The organism is Thermincola ferriacetica (assembly GCF_001263415.1).
Lineage (GTDB): Bacteria > Bacillota > Thermincolia > Thermincolales > Thermincolaceae > Thermincola > Thermincola ferriacetica.
Window position 1 is genome coordinate 298,142 of sequence record NZ_LGTE01000001.1, and the last position, 19,607, is coordinate 317,748.

Genomic DNA, 19,607 nt, shown 5'->3' on the forward strand with positions numbered 1-19,607 from the left:
TAAGGGTGACCGTTTAGGGGGAGATCCCTAACCGTCACCCTTATTTAATATATTTGCCTTTTTAAAAATAAGGAGGTCTTTTGCATGATTACAGCTGCAATGGTAAAAGAATTGCGTGAAATTACCAACGCCGGAATGATGGACTGCAAAAAGGCTTTAATGGAAACCAACGGTGATATGGAAAAAGCGATCGAGTACCTGAGAGAAAAAGGCTTGGCCGCTGCAGCCAAAAAGGCCGGCAGGATTGCTGCAGAAGGTATTGTTGATTCCTATATTCATGCCGGAGGAAAAATTGGCGTATTGGTAGAAGTAAACTGTGAAACTGATTTCGTGGCCAAGACAGATGAATTCAAGAGCTTTGTGCGAGATGTGGCAATGCAGATTGCTGCTGCCAAACCCGAATATGTGCGTAGAGAAGAAGTGCCTGAAGAAATTGTTCAGAAGGAAAAAGAAATTCTTAGGGCACAGGCATTAAATGAAGGCAAACCGGAAGCTATCGTAGACAAAATGGTTAACGGCAGGATTGAGAAGTTCTTTAAAGAAGTTTGCCTCATGGAGCAGCCGTTCATTAAGGACCCTGACTTAACTATTGAACAACTTTTAAATGAAAAAGTAGCTAAAATAGGCGAAAAAATCTCTATTCGCAGGTTTGTGCGCTATGAAATGGGCGAAGGTCTTGAAAAGAGACAGGATAACTTTGCAGAAGAAGTTGCTGCCCAAATGAAAAAATAAGGATGGACGAAAAAGGGAACACGTTGAGGGCTTGGGAACTCTTGCAAACACAATGTTGTTCTCTTTTTTTCAAAAAATATAATTTCCCGAAAAAGGATTTTTGAGCAATGTGTAGAAAATAAATCTGCATATAGGCGGGAGGGCTATAATTTCATGGAACAACCCAAATATAGACGCATTGTGCTTAAGTTGAGCGGCGAGGCGCTGGCAGGCCAGCAGAAATTTGGTATCGACCCGGATGTGGTCAATTCCATTGCTGAGCAGGTCAAAGAGATCAGTTTGCTTGGTGTGGAAGTGGCCATTGTCGTTGGCGCAGGAAATATCTGGCGCGGTATTGCCGGCAGCAGTAAAGGAATGGATAGGGCAACCGCAGATTATATGGGCATGCTGGCGACTGTCATCAACTCAATGGCCTTGTTGGATGCCCTCGAAAAAATCGGGGTTGATACACGGGTCTTAACGGCTATTGAAATGCGGGAAGTAGCGGAGCCCTATATCCGCCGCCGAGCTATCAGGCATTTGGAAAAGAAAAGGGTCGTCATTTTCGGCGCCGGAACGGGAAATCCCTATTTTTCTACCGATACGGCTGCTGCTTTGCGGGCCGCAGAAATTGAAGCTGATGTTATTCTTATGGCTAAACAGGTAGATGGCGTCTATGACAGTGATCCCATGAAAAATCCGAACGCCAAAAAATTTTACGAACTTGGTTATATTGACGTACTTAACAAAGGCCTGGGGGTTATGGATTCCACCGCTACCTCCCTGTGCATGGACAATAAAATACCGATTATAGTTTTTAACCTGAATGTACGAGGCAATATCAAAAAAGTAGTTATGGGAGAAAATATAGGTACTTATGTCGGGGGTGAATTAAATGGTCAAAGACATAATTAATGAGGCAGAAGACCGGATGAAGAAAGCTGTTGAAGCATTGAGGAAAGACCTGGCCACCTTGAGAACCGGTCGGGCAACTCCGGCTTTACTGGAAAAAATTCAGGTAGATTATTATGGAGTACCAACCCCGATTAACCAAATGGCCAAGGTATCTGCTCCCGAACCCCGTTTGTTGGTAATTCAGCCATGGGATAAAAGTGTGTTGGGAGAAATCGAAAAGGCTATTATGAAATCAGATTTGGGGTTAACCCCGAACAATGACGGAACAGTGATTCGTCTGAATATTCCGCAACTTACTCAGGAGCGCCGGGCTGAACTGGTAAAAATCTGCAAGAAAAAGGCGGAAGACGGTCGGGTGGCTATCAGAAACATTCGACGGGATGCTAATGACCAGCTTAAAGAATTTGAAAAATCTGGCGATATATCTGAAGATGATAACAGGCGAGGGCAGGAAGAAATACAGAAGCTGACCGATAAATATATAAAAGAGGTAGACCAGTTACTGGAACATAAAGAACAGGAAATTATGGAGGTCTAGTCTTGCACGGAGGCACTGCGAAGGATTTGCCTGACCTTATAGGATTCGATATTAACGAAGCTTTGGAGACTTTGGACCGGTTGGGTTACAAAGTTAAAGAAGTGCAAGTAACGAAACCTATTTTTGCAACAGAGCCAATTGGGGGAGCTAAGGTGGTGCGCCTCAAACCAGTTGGGGACAATCTACTCCAGGTTGTTGTTGCATACCAGGATTATCTGAAAGGAGGTGCTTAGAAGCTATGGCATACAAAATTACCGATGAGTGTGTAGCTTGTGGTACTTGTTTAGACACCTGTCCTAACGGTGCTATTGAGGAAGGTGATATCTACAAGATCACCGACGCATGCGCTGACTGCGGCGCTTGCGCTGAAGCTTGCCCGACAGGAGCCATTGTAGAAGAGTAGTCTTCAAACCCCCTCCTTTCCGAGGGGGTTTGTTTTAGCCATATAATTCCTAAGGAGGCACTATGTGTATGGGTTTTTGGAACAAAATTTTTGGCAAATCTCGACCGAACCCGGCGGAAGAAAAAGAACTGCTAGCTGCTATTGATATGAACAAACTTCCCATGCATATTGCCATAATTATGGATGGCAACGGACGCTGGGCAGCCCGCAGAGGGTTGCCGCGGGCTGCCGGGCACCGGGCAGGTGTAGAGTCGCTAAGGGATATCGTGAAAACCTGTTCCTCCTTGGGAATTAAATACTTAACCGTTTATGCTTTTTCTACCGAAAATTGGAAGCGACCGCAGGAAGAAGTTAATATTTTAATGGATTTGCTGGTAGAATATTTGGGCAAAGAGATGCGGGAACTGCATCAGAACAATGTTAAAGTGAGAGCTATTGGCCGGATAGAAGAGCTTCCTGCCAGCGCTCAAAAGGCTCTGTCGGATGCCTTTGAGCTGACCGGTAATAATTCAGGCTTGACCCTTACCCTGGCTTTAAACTACGGTGGGCGTCTGGAAATAGTGGAAGCTGTACAAAAGATTGCGGGTGAGGTCCTGAAGGGAAAACTGGATCTTAAGGCAATCGATGAAAAAGTGGTTAACGAGCATTTGTATACCGTTGGAATGCCGGAACCGGACCTGGTCATTAGGCCTTCAGGGGAACTGCGGATTAGTAATTTTCTGCTGTGGCAGATAGCTTACTCTGAACTGTGGTATTCGCCGGTTTTGTGGCCCAGCTTTAGAAAGGTACATTTGCTGCAGGCGATTATTGATTTTCAAAAACGCCAGCGCAGGTTTGGTGGATTATAAGAAAGTTAAGAGGTATAATTATGTTACTTTACCGGGTTTTAAGTGCTGTTATCGGAATACCCATATTGCTTTTTTCTGTATGGCTGGGTGGTTGGTACCTGGCTGCTGTAATAACGGTTTTAGCGGTAATTGGCGTATTGGAATTTGCCAGAATTGCCGAGGGTATGCAGGTCAAAGTCTGGGTACCCGGAATGTTGATAGGAGTTATTTTATTCATCCTTTCAGTTTTGTTTCCTAAAAAAATTAAGCTGGCACTGGTTGTTACCATAATTATTTGGGTCTTTTTATGCCGGACTGTTATCGGAACTCGTTTTAACATATTAAACGGCGCCCTATCCCTGACAGGGACAATTTATCTTGGTTGGTTACTAAGCCACATTCTGTTATTGCGTGCGTTGGAATTCGGTTTTTATTTGGTTTTATTTGTTTTTATGGCCACGTGGTTTACAGATACAATGGCTTATTTTGTTGGCTCGGGGATAGGCCGGCACAAGCTGGCCCCTACCATCAGCCCCAAAAAAACAATTGAGGGGGCTGTTGGTGGGCTAATTGGCAGCACTCTGGCCGGACTTTTGATGTCATTTTTTTTAAAAGAAGTTCCCATGATACACTTGCTGGTTATTGGATTCTTGGCCGGTATTGTGGGGCAGGCAGGCGACCTGGTTGAATCGGCTATGAAACGAAAAGCAGGGGTCAAAGATTCCGGAAACCTCATACCGGGGCACGGGGGAGTACTTGACCGTTTCGACAGCATGTTATTTACTGCGCCCTTGGTATACTATTATGTTCAGTTGTTTATAATAAATTGAGGTGACTTTTTTTGAAACACCTGATAAAAAATCTTTTTGTCATCCTGATTATAGTTTCAGGCACATACCTGTTTTACCGGTACATATTACCGTATATTGTACCTTTTGTTATTGCCGGCGTATTGACTGTTTTTATTGAGCCGCTGGTGCGCCTGCTGCAGTCCAAAGCAAAACTGCCAAGAGCGCCGGCGGTGATAATATCATTGATACTGATCATTGGTTTGACAGGTACTTTATTGACTCTGTTTGTTGCTCGGCTGGTTGCAGAGTTAATAGAGTTTTCTTCTTCCTTGCCCATGTATACGGAAATGCTGGCTAAAAACATCGTTCATTTACGGGCAACTGCCGAAAGTTTTTATTTCAGCCTACCGGCTAGCCTGCTGGAGTTTATTGCCAACAATATGGGGACAATCGAAAAAAACATTGGCGCTTATTTGACCCAATTGCAGGCTTTTACTAAGGAAATGTTGAACCAATTTATTATTCTTGTTTCTTCCGTCCCGGGAATTTTGGTGATAATTTTTGTCAGCCTGATTGCCACTTTTTTTATGGCCAAGGACCGCCGGGTTATTATAGGGTTTTGGCTGCGTATAATGCCTGAACCTTGGGGGTCAAAGACCATTCAGGTTTTAAAGGATGTGAGTGCGGCCCTTTTCGGGTACGCCAGGGCCCAGTTAATTTTAATAAGTATAACTTTTTTCAATTCATTAATTGGGCTGGCTATTATTGATGCGCCATATATCCTTTTGATGGCGGCAATGATCGGGGTTTTTGATCTGATTCCGGTGTTAGGTCCGGGTACTGTTTATATACCCTGGATCATATGGGAAATAATTAATAATAATGTTGTATTTGCTGTAAAACTGGGTGTGGTTTATATTATAATAGTAATTATCAGGCAGGTATTGGAAGCTAAAGTGGTGGCCAATGCGATGGGTTTACACCCTTTAGCGACTTTAATTTCCATCTACGTTGGTCTGCAGATTTTCGGTCCCCTGGGACTTGTTTTGGGACCTTTGTTTTTGATAGGATTGAAAGCGCTGGCCAAAGCGGGTATTGTTGATTGGCCTTCAGGATAAAATACTACATACGTGGGGAGAAAAAAACGGTGAAAAATATTGCTATTATAGGAAGTACCGGTTCTATAGGCACCCAAACACTGGAAGTCATAGATTTATTTCCAGATCATTTTAATGTAGTTGCCCTGGCGGCCGGTTCCAACACGGAGCTGCTGGCAGAGCAGGCGGCCAGGTACAGGCCCCAACTGGTTTGCATAGGCCAAAAAGATCTTTATCATGACCTGAAAGAAAAAATAGGGCATCTGGAATGTAAAGTTACCGCTGGCCCGGAGGGGCTGGTGGAAGTTGCTACCTTTAGCAAAGCAGATGTAGTGGTTACATCTATTACAGGCGCTTTAGGGCTTGTTCCGACGGTAGAAGCTATAAAATCCGGCAAAAATATTGCCCTGGCTAATAAGGAAACTCTGGTTGCTGCCGGGGATATCGTGATGGCTTTGGCCCATGAATACGGGGTGAAGATACTGCCAGTCGACAGTGAACATTCCGCCATCTTTCAGTGCCTGAACGGGGAAGATAACCGGCGAATCAGGAAATTAATCCTTACGGCGTCGGGGGGGCCTTTCCGGGGAAAAAACCGGTCGCAGCTTGTTCATATCGGTCCGGAAGATGCCTTGCGTCATCCTAACTGGTGCATGGGCGCTAAAATTACTGTTGATTCCGCTACTTTAATGAATAAAGGGCTTGAGGTTATCGAAGCCAAGTGGTTGTTTGGCGTGGATTTATCCAACATTGACGTGGTCATTCATCCCCAGAGTGTAATCCATTCGATGGTCGAGTTTGTCGATGGTTCCATAATCGCACAGTTAGGACTGCCGGATATGAAGTTACCTATTCAGTATGCCTTAACTTATCCGCAGCGCGAACCTAATAATTTTCCCCGGCTTAATTTGAGCCAAATCAGAAACTTAACCTTTGAAGAACCGGACAGGCAGACTTTTTCCTGCTTGGATATAGCCTTTGCGGCGGCTAGGAAAGGAGGAACCATGCCGGCGGTAATGAATGCAGCCAATGAAGAGGCAGTGGCGCTCTTTTTAAAGAAAAAGATAAAGTTCCTCGATATTCCGAATATAATTCTCAAGGTAATGGAAAGACACCGGTTGATAGAAAAGCCGCAGTTAAGCCAGATTCTGGAATGTGATGCCTGGGCCAGACAGGAAGTTTACACGTTGCTGTAAGCGACATTTTTGACAGCAAGGAAGGTGGGATTTATGTTAGAGTCTTTTTTGCATACTGTTATTTACACAATATTACCGGCTATAGTTGTTTTCGGCATGATGATTATTTTTCACGAGTTGGGCCATTTTTTGGTGGCCAAGTTGATGGGGGTGCAGGTTTTCGAATTTTCTATCGGCTTCGGACCCAGAATATATCGGTTTGTTAAGGGCGAAACTTTCTACACTTTAAGGTCACTTCCTTTGGGCGGTTTTGTCCGCATGGCCGGTATGGATGCGGAAGAGGATAACCGAGAGATGGAAAAACGGAAAGAACTATGTGCTGAGAAGGGCGTTGATTTCGATTTCTGCGTTGATCCCGAACGGAGTTTTAACAACAAAGGAGCGCTCCAGAGGATTGCTGTAATTGCAGCAGGTCCACTGATGAATTTTGTTTTAGCCGTATTTCTTTATGCGATTATGTATGCTTATATTGGGTTGCCGGTAAACGTAATTAAGGAAGTATCTCCCGGAAAACCTGCTGCCGCAGCAGGGATCAAACCAGGGGACAAGGTGGTGGCTGTTAATAATAAGCCCGTCCGAACCTGGGAGGGTCTGGTGGACGTAATTCATAACAGCGCCAATAAAAAAGTGACCCTGACAGTCGAAAGAGACAATCGCCGACAGTCTTTTACCGTTGTGCCGGAGTTAGACAAAACAAATAAAATCGGTCTCATTGGCATAGCGCCTGTTATAGAGAGACCGGGTATACTGAAATCCATAAGTTTGGGTACTGTCCATACCTACAGGGTTCTTGCACTGACCTTTGATTTTCTCGGTAAAATGTTTGCTAAGCAGGTGCCTGTTGAGTTGAGCGGTCCAGTCCGAATCACTATGGAATTGGGTAAGGCGGCGGAGATGGGCATTATGCCGCTTATTCAACTGGCAGGATTTCTCAGTATCCAGATAGGGCTGTTCAATTTGTTCCCCATTCCTGCCCTTGACGGCAGCAGGATTATCTTCCTGGGTATAGAAGGATTAAGGGGGCGTCCTGTCGATCCTTCCAAGGAAAACTTTATCCACCTGGTGGGGTTAAGCCTCCTTCTGCTGTTGATGGTGGTTATAACTTATAAAGATATTTTACACATAATCGGCTAGGGGGTGGGGATTTGCAGCGGAGGAAAACCAGGCAGATTTTTATCGGCAATGTGCCCGTTGGCGGGGACGCTCCTGTTGTGGTACAGTCCATGACCAATAGCGATACGAGGAATGTTCCCGGCACCCTGGATCAGATTCGGCGGCTGGCGGAGGCCGGGTGTGAAATTGTCAGGGTTGCCGTACCTGATGATGAAGCCGCCCAGTCTTTAAAAGAGATTACCCGGCAGTCACCGCTGCCGGTAATTGCTGATATTCACTTCGATTACCGTTTGGCATTAAAAGCTATGGACAACGGTGTCGCCGGGCTCCGGCTGAATCCGGGAAACATAGGGGGCCGCGAAAAGGTGCGGGCCGTTGTAAATGAAGCCAAAGGGCGGAAAATTCCTATCAGGATAGGGGTCAATGCCGGGTCGCTGGAAAAAAAGATTATCGAAAAGTATGGTGGTATTACAGCAGAGGGTATGGTGGAAAGCGCCCTCAACCACGTACATATACTGGAGGATTTGGATTTTTACGATATAAAAATATCTTTAAAGACTTTTGAGATTCCCTTGCTTATTCAAGCTTACCGGATGATGGCTGAGCAGGTGGATTACCCCTTACACATAGGGGTAACGGAGGCCGGTACCATAAGAACGGGAACTATTCGTTCAGCAGTGGGCATAGGCGCCCTGCTCAGTATGGGCATTGGCGATACGGTACGGGTATCTTTAACGGGCGACCCTGTGGAAGAAGTATGGGTTGCTTATGAAATATTAAAGAGTCTGCATCTTAGAGAACGCGGGCCTACAATTGTATCATGTCCGACCTGTGGCCGGACCCAGATAGATCTTATACCCCTGGCAGAAGAAGTGGAGAAGAGACTGCATAGCCTGGACAGGCCTCTAAAGGTGGCTATTATGGGTTGTGTGGTAAACGGTCCGGGTGAAGCAAGGGAAGCTGATATCGGGATTGCCGGCGGTCGGGGAGTGGGAATACTGTTCCGTAAAGGCGAAATAATTAAAAGGGTTAAAGAAGAAAACCTCCTGGATGAACTTATGGAGGAAATTAAAAATATGTGTAGGGAGGAGAAGGAATGAGGGCATCAGAGATTCTTGCGCCAACCCTGCGTGAAGTTCCGGCTGAAGCAGAAGTTATCAGCCATATTTTAATGTTGAGAGCGGGTTTCATCAGGAAGTCCGCATCGGGTATTTATACATATTTGCCATTAGCCAATCGGGTCATTAAAAAAGTATCCCAGATTGTAAGGGAGGAGATGGACAGAAAAGGGGGTCAGGAATTAATACTGCCTATTATGCAGCCTGCAGAATTGTGGCAGGAATCGGGGAGATGGGATGTATACGGAGACGAACTTTTCCGGTTAAAAGACCGCCATGGGCGTTCTTTTGCCCTTGGTCCGACGCATGAAGAGATTATCACTGACCTGGTTCGCAACGAGATTCGGTCATACAAGCAAATGCCCATGCTTCTTTACCAGATACAAAACAAATACCGCGATGAGCGGCGGCCGCGTTTTGGCTTGATGCGCGGTCGGGAATTTATCATGAAAGACTTGTATTCCTTCGACCGCGATGAGGCGGGTCTGGACGAGAGTTATAACAAGATGTTCGATGCTTACACCCGCGTATTCAGCCGTTGTGGTTTAAAGTTTCGTCCCGTAGAGGCCGATTCCGGCGCCATAGGCGGGAGTTCCACCCACGAATTTATGGTGCTTGCAGAATCTGGCGAAGCGGCCATAGTTTATTGTACGGAATGTGAATATGCGGCCAACGTGGAAAAAGCAGAAGCCTGCTCTGTTGACACAGTTACACCGATGGACATGTTTCCTATGGAAGAAGTGGCTACGCCTAATGCGAGAACTATAGAAGAGGTTACGGCCATGCTGGGAGTAGGTCCGGAAAACCTGATTAAGACCCTGATCTATGAAACAGAAAAAGAAGAAGTGGTAGCTCTGGTCAGGGGAGACCGTGAAGTTAACGAGATCAAGCTGTTGAATGTTCTGGGGGCTCTGCATCTTGACCTGGCCGGCAGCGAGACCGTACAGAGAATAACAGGAGCCGAAGTGGGCTTTGCCGGGCCGGTAGGCTTGAAGAACGTCACTATTATAGCTGACCATGAAGTGATGAAAATGGTCAATGCTGTGGCGGGCGCAAACAAAACAGGTTATCATCTGAAAAACGTCAAACCCGGCAGAGATTTCAAGCCTGATATGGAAGCCGATATCCGTATTGTGCAGGCCGGTGAGCCGTGCCCCAGATGTAACGGCACCTTAGCCATGGCAAGAGGGATAGAGGTTGGCCAAATATTTAAACTCGGTACCAAATACAGCAAGGCGTTGGGGGCCAAATTTCTTGACGAAAACGGGAAGGAACAGTACATCGTTATGGGCTGTTACGGGATAGGAATTACCAGAACTGTGGCGGCGGCCATAGAGCAGAACCATGATCAGGATGGGATTATCTGGCCTATGTCCATAGCGCCGTTCCAGGTAATAGTAGTTCCCGTAAGTGCCAAATCTTCTGAACAGGTGGAACTGGCCGAAAGGATTTACTCTCAGCTACTTGAGGCCGGGATAGAAGTCATTATTGACGACAGAAGCGAACGGCCCGGTGTGAAGTTTAAGGATGCCGATTTAATTGGCTACCCGATCCGGGTAACTGTTGGGAATAAGGCTGTTGACGAAGGCAGGGTAGAGGTCCGCCTGCGCAAGACCGGCGACACCAGGGACCTGCCTGTAGAGGAAGTTGTCACTTATGTAAAAAATCTGGTGGACGAAGAAATGAAAAGACTCAATTCATACCGCATAGAAGAATAAGCAGGGCATATCCAGTCTAATATATACCTGATACCGAATATTCAGGAGGTTAGGTATATATGGACGTGGCGGCAGTTATCCCTGCTTTCAACGAAGAAAAAACCATAGCCCAGGTGGTCAAAACGGTCAGGGAAGTTCCCCTGGTGAAGGAAATCATCGTGGTAAATGACGGGTCAACAGACAATACAGGAAGAATTGCCGAAGAGGCAGGGGCCCGGGTTATTGACCTGCGCAGCAACGTGGGTAAAGGCGGCGCCATGGCTGTCGGTGTGCGTTCAACGCAGGCCGGCATAATTCTTTTTTTGGATGCCGATTTGATTGGTTTGCAGCCTTCCCATGTTTATGACCTGATTAACCCTGTTTTGCAGGGTGAGACGGAAATGACCATTGGAGTTTTTGATGAAGGAAGATTTGCTACCGATTTGGCCCAGTTTCTCACCCCGTATTTGAGTGGTCAACGGGCGGTGAAAAGAGAAATTTTTGAAACGGTCTCCGGGCTGGATCTTTCGCGTTTTGGGGTTGAAATAGCCCTGACCCGTTTTGTAAAATCTGCAGGAATTTCCTTCAAGGAAGTAGAATTAAAACAAATGTCGCATTTGATGAAGGAAGAAAAACTGGGATTAATTAAAGGCTTTAAAGCCAGGATGAAAATGTATTGGGAAATTGCCAAGTGTGTTGGTCGTAATTAAATACTTAAGAATTGGCCTCATGCAATGGGCAAATACGGAGGGCGCCGGATGACATTTACAGAATACGATGTGGTTATGCGCATAGTATTGTCTTGTGTACTGGGCGGCCTGATCGGCCTTGAACGGGAAAGTTTAAATAAATCTGCCGGTTTTAGGACCCATATTTTGGTTTGTGTCGGTTCCGCCTTAATTATGATAGTTTCGCAGGAGATATATTTTCAGTACAGACATGATACGCCTATGGATCCGGCGCGAATAGCAGCTCAGGTGGTAAGCGGCATTGGTTTTTTGGGCGCCGGTACGATTATGCGGGAAGGAGCCACCGTTAAGGGTCTTACTACTGCCGCCACTCTTTGGGTGGTGGCAGGGGTAGGTCTGGCAGTCGGCGCCGGAGTTTATTTTGGGGCTCTGGTTACTACGGGAGTAGTCTTTTTAGCCCTGATTTACCTCGGAAAAGTTGAGAGACTGATGGCCGGGGTAAGCCATTATCAGTCCCTGCTACTGACCATTGATAACCGACCGGGACAGTTGGGAAGGATAGGCTGTTTCCTGGGTGACCACGGAGTAAATATCCATAATATTCAGCTTAAACAGTTAAAGGAAGGTCACCAGATCTTAATGGAAGTAGATGTGATTATGCCTCATGACCTGGACATGCAGGAATTGATGCATATGCTTGCCGATGTGCCGGGGGTACACCAGGTATCACACAATGATTAAATTGCCTTACAAAAGAGACAAAAAGATTCGGGGAGGATGTTTAGTGCCAACGGGTCGTGTGCATGGCGTGAAAAGGACACAAGCAAAAAACCTGTTTGATTTTATTGCCGAAGCTGATTTACCCGATGAAGTAAAAAAAGTTCTTTTGCAGGCTTCCGTTGCCAAGGTGGAAATAAGCAACGCAAAAAAGATGTGGCGTATTCACCTGACACTTCCGGAAATTGTAGAAACTAAACATTTAAAAGTCCTGGAACAACTGATTGCGCGAGAAATTCCACAATTAAGTAAAGTGGAATTTGCAATCAGTTTTAATTTGCCTGTCAGGGACCTAAAAAGCTTAATGCAGCAGTATTGGTCGCCAATGGTTGAAGAAATAACGGATCGCCACCCTATTCTCAACGGTTGGTTAAGAGAAGCGCGGTGGGAAGTTGACGATGATTTACTGCGCATTTTTGTAGGCGGACAGGTCGGTTTGGAAATATGTGAACAGAAAAAAATCGGCTACACAATTGCCGCAAACATATTAAAAAAATTTGGTCTGGAAGTTAAAGTATCATTGGAGCTGGACAACGATGCCGATCCTTTGCCGCAGGATTGGTTGGAAGAAGAGGAAACCTTAAAGGCCCGGTTCCGGGAGCAAATAAAAATTCTGGCTTTCGCCGAGAAAAATGAAAAGATGTCCGGAGACAATGAAAAGAAGCCGGCAGCTTCTGGTGAAATTCTGTTTGGAAAAGCTATCCGTGGAGAACCGATACCGATCAAAGACATCCAGGATGAAGAAAAAAACGTGGTCATTGTTGGGCGGGTATTTAACCTGGAAACCAGAGAGTTGCGCAGTGGGCGGCGTTTGGTAACATTTGACATTACCGACCTGACTGACTCCATCACGGTAAAATGTTTCGAGGATGAAAAAAGCGGACAGTTTTTGGGCGATGTCCTGAAAAAAAATATGTGGGTGAAGTTACAGGGTACGGTACAGTATGACCGCTATTCACACGAACTGATACTGTTGGTGCGGGATGTCAATAAAGCAGAAGCTGTGGTCCGCATGGATAACGCCGAAGAAAAAAGAGTTGAACTGCACTTGCATACCAAGATGAGCGCTATGGATGGACTGACGGATGTAAAAGATCTGGTTACCAGATTGGGCGAGTGGGGACATGCAGCCGTTGCTATAACTGACCACGGCGTGGTACAGGCTTTTCCAGAGGCTTATGAAGCGGCCCAGAAATCTAATGTCAAAATTATTTACGGCATTGAAGCCTATTTGATAGAAGACGGAGCGCCGATTATCATAAATCCCCGTGAAGAAGCGGTAAAGGACGCTACATACGTGGTATTTGACCTGGAAACCACAGGTTTTTCTCCTGTCACGGATGAAATAATTGAAATTGGCGCCGTTAAAATCCATGGTAATAAAATTCTGGACAGGTTCAGCGCCTTTGTTTGTCCCGTCCGGGAGATTCCACCTGAGGTTCAGGAACTTACAGGCATAACTAACAACATGGTAAGTGATGCGCCGCCAATTGCAGAGGTACTGCCCAAGTTTATAGATTTTGTTGGTGATGCGGTTTTGGTCGCTCACAACGCCCAGTTTGATACCGGGTTTCTCAGGGCAAATATGGAGAAAATTTTAAACAGGACATTGGCGCAGCCGGTACTGGATACTTTGGGACTGGCCCGTGGTCTTTTTCCCGACATGAAAAACCATAAATTAAAGACCCTGGCCAAGGAATTTAACGTAAAGCTGGAAAGCCATCACCGGGCGGTGGACGATGCGGAGGCAACGGCCCAGCTTTTAATAAAATTTCTGGAAAGGCTGGTAGAGCACAATATTGACACCCTGGGACAGATTAATTCTCTGATAGGCAATATAAACATCGATCAGCTGCGTTCCCATCACGTGATCATTTTGGTGAAAAACCAGCAGGGTCTAAAAAACCTGTACCAACTTGTTACCGATTCCCATTTGAAGTATTACCACAGGCATCCGCGGATACCTAAAAGCGAGTTAATAAAAAAACGCGAAGGATTAATCATTGGTTCGGCCTGTGAAGCCGGAGAACTGTTTCGGGCCCTGCTCGATAATGCGCCCCAGGAACGTTTGGAAGAGATCGCCGGGTTTTATGACTACCTGGAAATACAGCCTGTTGGCAATAATGAGTTTTTGCTCAGGGAAGGCCGGGTAAATTCTTATGATGAATTGAGGGAACTGAACAGGAAAATTTTTGAGCTGGGCCGCAAAATTGGCCGGCCCGTGGTAGCCACAGGCGATGTACATTTTTTGGACCCTGAAGACGCCGTATACCGTGCTGTATTATTAGCCGGGAAAGGCTTCGAAGATGCGGACAACCAAGCGCCCCTATATCTGAAAACAACGGAAGAAATGTTGGAAGAATTCAGTTACCTGGGTTTGGAAAATGCCAGGGAAGTTGTCATTGAAAACCCGGTTCGTATAGCGGAGTCAATTGATTCGATCAAGCCGATGCCTGATGACTTCTTTCCACCGAAAATAGAGGGCGCCGAAGAGCAGATAATTGAACTTACGATTTCAACGGCTAAAAAAATATACGGAGACCCTTTGCCGGATATTGTCCAGCAGAGAGTGGATAAGGAACTCAATTCCATAATTACCAATGGTTTTGCTGTTTTGTACCTGATTGCTCACAAACTGGTAAAGAAATCCAACGAGGATGGCTATCTGGTTGGTTCACGGGGTTCTGTTGGTTCTTCTTTTGTGGCCACTATGACAGGGATTACAGAAGTTAACCCCTTACCCCCCCATTATGTATGCAGAAACTGTAAGTACAGTGAGTTTGTTACCGACGGCTCTTACGGCAGCGGGGCTGATATGCCGGATAAGGACTGCCCTGTATGCGGTAAACCTTTGAAAAAGGATGGCCATGACATTCCCTTCGAAGTCTTCTTGGGCTTTAAAGGGGATAAGGTACCTGATATAGACCTTAACTTTTCGGGGGAATATCAGCCCAGAGCACACAAATTTACGGAAGAACTCTTCGGTAAAGGGTATGTTTTCAGGGCGGGGACAACGGGTACTATTGCTGACAAAACCGCTTTTGGTTTTGTTAAAAATTATCTGGAAGAGAGAAAAATCATCAAACGTAATGCTGAAATCACCAGGCTGGCATCGGGCTGTACGGGGGTTAAGAGAACTACCGGCCAGCATCCTGGCGGAGTCATGGTTGTACCACGGGATATGGATGTGCACGATTTCACTCCTCTGCAGTTCCCGGCCGACGACAAGACATCGGGAGTCATCACAACTCATTTTGATTACCATTCTATTTCCGGTCGGATAGTCAAACTAGATATCCTCGGCCATGATGACCCTACGGTTATAAAGATGCTGGAGGATTTAACAGGAGTGGATGCCAAGACCATTCCTCTCGATGAACCGAGGGTTTTGCAGTTATTTTCCGGTACGGAATCATTGGGTGTAACGCCTGATGATATCCGTTCCAATGTTGGTACATATGGCATTCCCGAGTTTGGTACCAAGTTTGTCCGGCAGATGCTAGAGGATACACGTCCCAAAACTTTTTCCGAACTGGTGCGGATTTCGGGTTTTTCCCACGGTACCGACGTTTGGCTTAATAATGCCCAGGATTTAATCAGAAGCGGGACCTGTACTCTTTCGGAAGCCATATCCACACGGGACGACATTATGGTATATTTAATTTACAAGGGCCTTGAACCCAGCCGCGCCTTTAAAATCATGGAAGGTGTGCGGAAGGGCAAAGGGGTGAAGCCTGAGGATGAGGAATACATGCGGGAAAACAATGTGCCTGAATGGTATATCGATTCCTGCAAAAAAATAAAATACATGTTCCCGAAAGCTCATGCGGTAGCTTATGTGATGATGGCATTTCGGATTGCTTATTTCAAGGTATATTATCCCGAAGCTTTTTATGCCACCTATTTTACGGTCAGAGCAGATGAATTTGATGCTGATATCATATGCCGCGGCAAAGAAGCAGTATTAAACAAAATCAGGGAAATTGAAAATAAAGGCAATGAAGCGTCTGCCAAGGAAAAGAACCTGCTTACCATCCTGGAAGTAGCGCTGGAAATGTATGTCCGGGGGATAAAGATAAGGCCTGTTAGTTTGGTTGAATCCACGGCTACCAGGTTCCTGATCACGGAAGATGGTTTGCTGCCTCCTTTTGCCGCTCTGCAGGGCGTGGGGGAAGCTGCAGCCCGCAGTATAGAAAGGGCCCGGGACGAGGCCAAGTTTACCTCTATCGAAGATTTACGCACCAGGGCCAGAATAAGTAAAACGGTGGTCGAGGTTTTGCAGAATCACGGATGCCTGCGCAACTTGCCTGAAACAGACCAGTTGGCTTTGTTCTAACGTGGACTTGCCAATGCATACATTTTATGGTATAATAAAAAAGACTTAGCTGATTGGAGAACTGATTTTTCGCGAATCAGAGTGGGTTGAGCCCACTCTTTCATATTTCTTTTGGAAAATTACCGCTATGGAATGATCCTTTATGGGATAAGATAACTATTAAATACACATTTCACGGGTAAGGAGTGTAAAAAATTGGCAAAAAGTAAAATTGAAGATCTTGTAACGGAGTTGGCGGTGCCTATAGTAGAGAATGCCGGGATGGAATTGGTGGATGTGGAATATGTAAAAGAAGGCGCTCATTGGTATTTAAGGGTTTTTATTGATAAACCCCAGGGGGTAAGTCTGGATGACTGTCAGATGATTGCCCAGAGACTGGATCCGCTGTTAGATGAAAAGGACCCTATACCACATGAATACATGTTGGAGGTATCTTCCCCGGGGCTGGACCGGCCACTTAAGAAACCTGCAGACTTTGCAAGGTATGCCGGGCGCAAGGTGAAAGTTTCTACGTATGCTCCCATTGACGGAAAGAAAGAATTTATAGGGGAACTGAAAGGACTTATCGACAACGAAGTAGTCATCGGGATATCTGGTACGGATAAAGCGTTACCGCTGGATAAGGTCTCTTCCGTCAGGTTGGAGATAGAATTTTAAAAAAGTTCAATTGAATAAGGAGGTTTAGTAAACAAATGAATACGGAGTTCATCGAGGCCCTTGAAGAACTGGAAAGAGAGAAGGGCATTGCCATTGACGTTCTTCTGGAGGCCTTAGAAGCGGCGCTGATTTCTGCTTACAAAAGGAATTTTGGTTCAGCACAGAATGTACGAGTAGATATTGATCGGGAAACCGGAGAAATTAAAGTATTTGCCCGGAAAACCGTGGTCGAAAAAGTAGAAGACGACCGGCTGGAAATTTCTCTGGAGGAGGCCCAAAAGCGTGATCCCAGGTACGAGCTGGGTGATATTGTGGAAATTGAGGTTACCCCCAGGGATTTCGGCCGTATTGCAGCCCAGACGGCCAAACAGGTGGTTGTACAGAGAATCAGGGAAGCAGAACGGGGCATTATCTACGAAGAGTTTTCTAACCGGGAAGGCGACATTGTTACAGGTATAGTCCAGCGGCAGGATCCCAAAAATGTCTATGTGGACCTTGGGAAGACGGAGGCTATTCTGGCTCCCAGCGAGCAGATAGCCGGTGAAGAATACCGCCATGGCGACCGGATAAAAACCTACATAGTAGAGGTCAAAAAGACAACCAAGGGTCCCCAGATATTGGTATCCCGAACTCACCCGGGACTGTTGAAACGGCTATTTGAACTGGAAGTTCCGGAAATCCATGATGGAGTAGTAGAATTAAAATCTGTGGCCAGGGAAGCGGGCGCTCGTTCTAAAATAGCCGTTTACTCCAAGGATGAAAATGTTGACCCCGTAGGAGCATGCGTGGGTCCCAAGGGTATGCGGGTACAGACAATAGTGAACGAATTAAAGGGAGAAAAAATCGATATAGTCAAATGGAGTCCTGACCCTGCCAGGTTTGTTGCAAATGCTCTGAGCCCTGCAAAGGTACTGGATGTGAAGGTAAATGAAGCCGAAAAAATTGCCCGGGTTATTGTTCCTGATTATCAATTATCTCTAGCTATCGGTAAAGAGGGCCAAAATGCCAGGTTAGCTGCGAAATTAACCGGCTGGAAAATAGATATAAAAAGCGAATCACAAATGGCAGAAATGGCTGACAATGATGACTTGTTTGAGGAAAACGACGATATCACACTTGACAATCAGGACTATGCCGGGGAAGAATATTATGAAGATGAATATAACGGGGAATATGCCGAAGGAGAATACGATTACGACCAGGAAGACGGCGAATACCTTGGATATGAGGAAGGATATGACGAAAACGCCGGGTATGAGCAGGGGTATGAAGAATACGATGAAAACTATCCGGATGAATATGACTATACTGAAAGCTATGATGCCGATAACGATAATGAGGCAAACTATGAAGAAAACTACGAGAACCAAGACCAATGGCATGATGGTGAAATTGCGGAAGAACATGATGACGATAACACAGATATCGCTGCCTGTGATGAAGAAATAGTGACAGAAGAGGAGACCAAAGAGGCAAAAAAGACTAAAAAGAAAAAGAAGGGCAAGAAGGATAAAGACCCGGATTTCGAAGCTGAAGAAGATGATTTACCCGTGAAAAAGAAGCCCAGGAAAAAGAAAAAGGCGAAAAAGGACCTGGACTTTGAAGAAGAATTATACGATGATTATGACGATTATGATGATTAAACCGGCGAGCCTGTGAAAATGAACAAGGCTTCGAAAAAGAAATCTTAATGGGTGATGTTGATATGGCCAAAAAAATTCCCTTGCGCATGTGTGTTGGGTGCCAGGAAATGAAACCTAAAAAGGAACTGGTGCGTATTGTAAGAACACCGGAGGAAAAATTTGAGATAGACCCTACGGGTAAAAAATCCGGCAGGGGAGCGTACATCTGTCCTACGGGCGAGTGCCTGCAGAAAGCCATAAAAGGGAAAAGGCTGGAAAAGGCTTTTAAACAACCAATATCACAGGAGATTTATGATGCCCTGAAAAAAAACCTGGAGTTACGCCATGACACAAAAAGCTTATGATATGCTGGGCTTAGCCCAAAGGGCAGGTAAGTTAATATCGGGAGAAGCTGCGGTGGAAGCTAATTTACATAAAGGCAAAGGGAAACTGGTTATTTTGGCAAATGATGCGTCAGCCAGGACAAAAAACAAATTTATTCAATTAGCCGGATTGATGGGAGTACAACATATAATTGCCGGAGATAAAATGCGGTTCGGAATATCTCTCGGTAAATCTCCCAGGTCTGTTTTATGCATAACTGACGAGGGGTTTGCCCGACGAATAAAGGAATTATTTTCAAGTAATTTGTAATAGACATTTACGGGTGCCCACTATTTCGGGGGTGAATGTATGGCAAAGATGCGAGTGTACGAATTGGCTAAAGAGTTAGGACTGGAAAGTAAACAACTGATTGCCTTTTTGTCCCGTCTAGGGATTCAGGTAAAAAATCATATGAGCGCCCTGGAAGACGAAGAGGTGGCTAAGGTAAGAGCTGCGGCAGCAGGGAAAAAGGAAAAGAATGAGCAGACTGATACCGCGGCAGAGGCACCTAAAAAGGTTGAGGCTGTGGCTATAAAAGACAGAGAAAAGCAGGGCAACCAGAGGCCGCAGCCGGTAGGTCAGAAGCCGGCGGGTCAGGGGCCGCGGCCGGTAGGGCAGAGACCGCCGGGCCAGGCAGCGAGACCAGAAGGTAAAAGGCCGGCAGGTCAGGGGATGCGGTCGGCGGGCCAGAGGCCGGCAGGTCAGAGGCCGGCGGGTCAGAGGCCAGCAGGTCAGA

Annotated in this window: 20 protein-coding genes; all 20 read left to right on the forward strand. The window is 45.9% G+C overall.

Annotated features, from left to right (window positions below; all coding sequences use genetic code 11):
* Positions 1–84 precede the first annotated feature (84 nt).
* Complete coding sequence (gene tsf / locus Tfer_RS01490; protein ID WP_013120232.1) at positions 85–732, forward strand: translation elongation factor Ts; 648 nt, start codon at positions 85–87, stop codon at positions 730–732.
* A 153-nt stretch (positions 733–885) separates the two neighbouring features.
* The gene (gene pyrH / locus Tfer_RS01495; protein ID WP_013120233.1) at positions 886–1,626 is read left to right on the forward strand and encodes a UMP kinase; all 741 of its coding nucleotides are present in this window, start codon (positions 886–888) and stop codon (positions 1,624–1,626) included.
* Positions 1,607–2,164, forward strand: coding sequence for a ribosome recycling factor (frr, locus tag Tfer_RS01500; RefSeq protein ID WP_052216566.1), 558 nt, complete (start codon positions 1,607–1,609; stop codon positions 2,162–2,164). Before pyrH ends, frr begins: the two co-directional genes overlap by 20 nt.
* A 2-nt stretch (positions 2,165–2,166) precedes the next feature.
* Positions 2,167–2,397: a hypothetical protein gene (locus Tfer_RS01505; protein WP_013120235.1), complete on the forward strand. Its 231-nt coding sequence runs from the start codon at positions 2,167–2,169 to the stop codon at positions 2,395–2,397.
* Between the two features lie 5 nt (positions 2,398–2,402).
* On the forward strand, positions 2,403–2,567 hold the full coding sequence (locus Tfer_RS01510) for a DUF362 domain-containing protein (RefSeq protein ID WP_013120236.1): 165 nt from the start codon (positions 2,403–2,405) through the stop codon (positions 2,565–2,567).
* A 68-nt stretch (positions 2,568–2,635) separates the two neighbouring features.
* Complete coding sequence (gene uppS / locus Tfer_RS01515) at positions 2,636–3,415, forward strand: undecaprenyl pyrophosphate synthase (RefSeq protein WP_052216567.1); 780 nt, start codon at positions 2,636–2,638, stop codon at positions 3,413–3,415.
* A 20-nt stretch (positions 3,416–3,435) separates the two neighbouring features.
* Positions 3,436–4,224, forward strand: a complete 789-nt coding sequence (locus Tfer_RS01520; protein ID WP_052216568.1) for a phosphatidate cytidylyltransferase — start codon at positions 3,436–3,438, stop codon at positions 4,222–4,224.
* Positions 4,225–4,235: 11 nt separating this feature from the next.
* Positions 4,236–5,303: a sporulation integral membrane protein YtvI gene (ytvI, locus tag Tfer_RS01525; protein WP_052216569.1), complete on the forward strand. Its 1,068-nt coding sequence runs from the start codon at positions 4,236–4,238 to the stop codon at positions 5,301–5,303.
* Positions 5,304–5,332: 29 nt separating this feature from the next.
* Positions 5,333–6,478 (forward strand): 1-deoxy-D-xylulose-5-phosphate reductoisomerase, encoded by a 1,146-nt coding sequence (locus Tfer_RS01530; RefSeq protein WP_052216570.1) that lies wholly within the window; start codon positions 5,333–5,335, stop codon positions 6,476–6,478.
* A gap of 33 nt (positions 6,479–6,511) precedes the next feature.
* Complete coding sequence (gene rseP, locus Tfer_RS01535) at positions 6,512–7,612, forward strand: RIP metalloprotease RseP (RefSeq protein WP_083436702.1); 1,101 nt, start codon at positions 6,512–6,514, stop codon at positions 7,610–7,612.
* A gap of 11 nt (positions 7,613–7,623) precedes the next feature.
* Positions 7,624–8,691: a flavodoxin-dependent (E)-4-hydroxy-3-methylbut-2-enyl-diphosphate synthase gene (gene ispG / locus Tfer_RS01540; RefSeq protein WP_013120242.1), complete on the forward strand. Its 1,068-nt coding sequence runs from the start codon at positions 7,624–7,626 to the stop codon at positions 8,689–8,691.
* Positions 8,688–10,427 (forward strand): proline--tRNA ligase, encoded by a 1,740-nt coding sequence (locus Tfer_RS01545; RefSeq protein ID WP_052216571.1) that lies wholly within the window; start codon positions 8,688–8,690, stop codon positions 10,425–10,427. The genes ispG and Tfer_RS01545 overlap by 4 nt, the downstream gene beginning before the upstream one ends.
* A 59-nt stretch (positions 10,428–10,486) precedes the next feature.
* Positions 10,487–11,116, forward strand: a complete 630-nt coding sequence (locus tag Tfer_RS01550) for a glycosyltransferase family 2 protein (RefSeq protein ID WP_052216572.1) — start codon at positions 10,487–10,489, stop codon at positions 11,114–11,116.
* Positions 11,117–11,164: 48 nt separating this feature from the next.
* On the forward strand, positions 11,165–11,836 hold the full coding sequence (locus Tfer_RS01555; RefSeq protein WP_083436703.1) for an MgtC/SapB family protein: 672 nt from the start codon (positions 11,165–11,167) through the stop codon (positions 11,834–11,836).
* Between the two features lie 43 nt (positions 11,837–11,879).
* The gene (locus Tfer_RS01560) at positions 11,880–16,208 is read left to right on the forward strand and encodes a PolC-type DNA polymerase III (RefSeq protein WP_083436709.1); all 4,329 of its coding nucleotides are present in this window, start codon (positions 11,880–11,882) and stop codon (positions 16,206–16,208) included.
* Between the two features lie 195 nt (positions 16,209–16,403).
* Positions 16,404–16,865 (forward strand): ribosome maturation factor RimP, encoded by a 462-nt coding sequence (rimP, locus tag Tfer_RS01565; protein WP_052216574.1) that lies wholly within the window; start codon positions 16,404–16,406, stop codon positions 16,863–16,865.
* Positions 16,866–16,900: 35 nt separating this feature from the next.
* The gene (gene nusA, locus Tfer_RS01570) at positions 16,901–18,508 is read left to right on the forward strand and encodes a transcription termination factor NusA (protein WP_052216575.1); all 1,608 of its coding nucleotides are present in this window, start codon (positions 16,901–16,903) and stop codon (positions 18,506–18,508) included.
* A gap of 62 nt (positions 18,509–18,570) precedes the next feature.
* Positions 18,571–18,852 (forward strand): RNase P modulator RnpM, encoded by a 282-nt coding sequence (gene rnpM, locus Tfer_RS01575; protein ID WP_052216576.1) that lies wholly within the window; start codon positions 18,571–18,573, stop codon positions 18,850–18,852.
* Positions 18,833–19,141: a L7Ae/L30e/S12e/Gadd45 family ribosomal protein gene (locus Tfer_RS01580; protein WP_052216577.1), complete on the forward strand. Its 309-nt coding sequence runs from the start codon at positions 18,833–18,835 to the stop codon at positions 19,139–19,141. Before rnpM ends, Tfer_RS01580 begins: the two co-directional genes overlap by 20 nt.
* Positions 19,142–19,180: 39 nt before the next feature.
* The coding region (locus tag Tfer_RS01585; RefSeq protein WP_200900994.1) for a translation initiation factor IF-2 N-terminal domain-containing protein at positions 19,181–19,607 on the forward strand (427 nt) is incomplete at its 3' end.

Coding starts and splice junctions, on each gene's coding strand:
- tsf (WP_013120232.1), top strand. CDS start 85: ATGATTACAGCTGCAATGGTAAAAGAATTGCGTGAAATTACCAACGCC.
- pyrH (WP_013120233.1), top strand. CDS start 886: ATGGAACAACCCAAATATAGACGCATTGTGCTTAAGTTGAGCGGCGAG.
- frr (WP_052216566.1), top strand. CDS start 1,607: ATGGTCAAAGACATAATTAATGAGGCAGAAGACCGGATGAAGAAAGCT.
- Tfer_RS01510 (WP_013120236.1), top strand. CDS start 2,403: ATGGCATACAAAATTACCGATGAGTGTGTAGCTTGTGGTACTTGTTTA.
- uppS (WP_052216567.1), top strand. CDS start 2,636: ATGGGTTTTTGGAACAAAATTTTTGGCAAATCTCGACCGAACCCGGCG.
- Tfer_RS01520 (WP_052216568.1), top strand. CDS start 3,436: ATGTTACTTTACCGGGTTTTAAGTGCTGTTATCGGAATACCCATATTG.
- rseP (WP_083436702.1), top strand. CDS start 6,512: ATGTTAGAGTCTTTTTTGCATACTGTTATTTACACAATATTACCGGCT.
- Tfer_RS01545 (WP_052216571.1), top strand. CDS start 8,688: ATGAGGGCATCAGAGATTCTTGCGCCAACCCTGCGTGAAGTTCCGGCT.
- Tfer_RS01550 (WP_052216572.1), top strand. CDS start 10,487: ATGGACGTGGCGGCAGTTATCCCTGCTTTCAACGAAGAAAAAACCATA.
- Tfer_RS01555 (WP_083436703.1), top strand. CDS start 11,165: ATGACATTTACAGAATACGATGTGGTTATGCGCATAGTATTGTCTTGT.
- nusA (WP_052216575.1), top strand. CDS start 16,901: ATGAATACGGAGTTCATCGAGGCCCTTGAAGAACTGGAAAGAGAGAAG.
- rnpM (WP_052216576.1), top strand. CDS start 18,571: ATGGCCAAAAAAATTCCCTTGCGCATGTGTGTTGGGTGCCAGGAAATG.
- Tfer_RS01580 (WP_052216577.1), top strand. CDS start 18,833: ATGACACAAAAAGCTTATGATATGCTGGGCTTAGCCCAAAGGGCAGGT.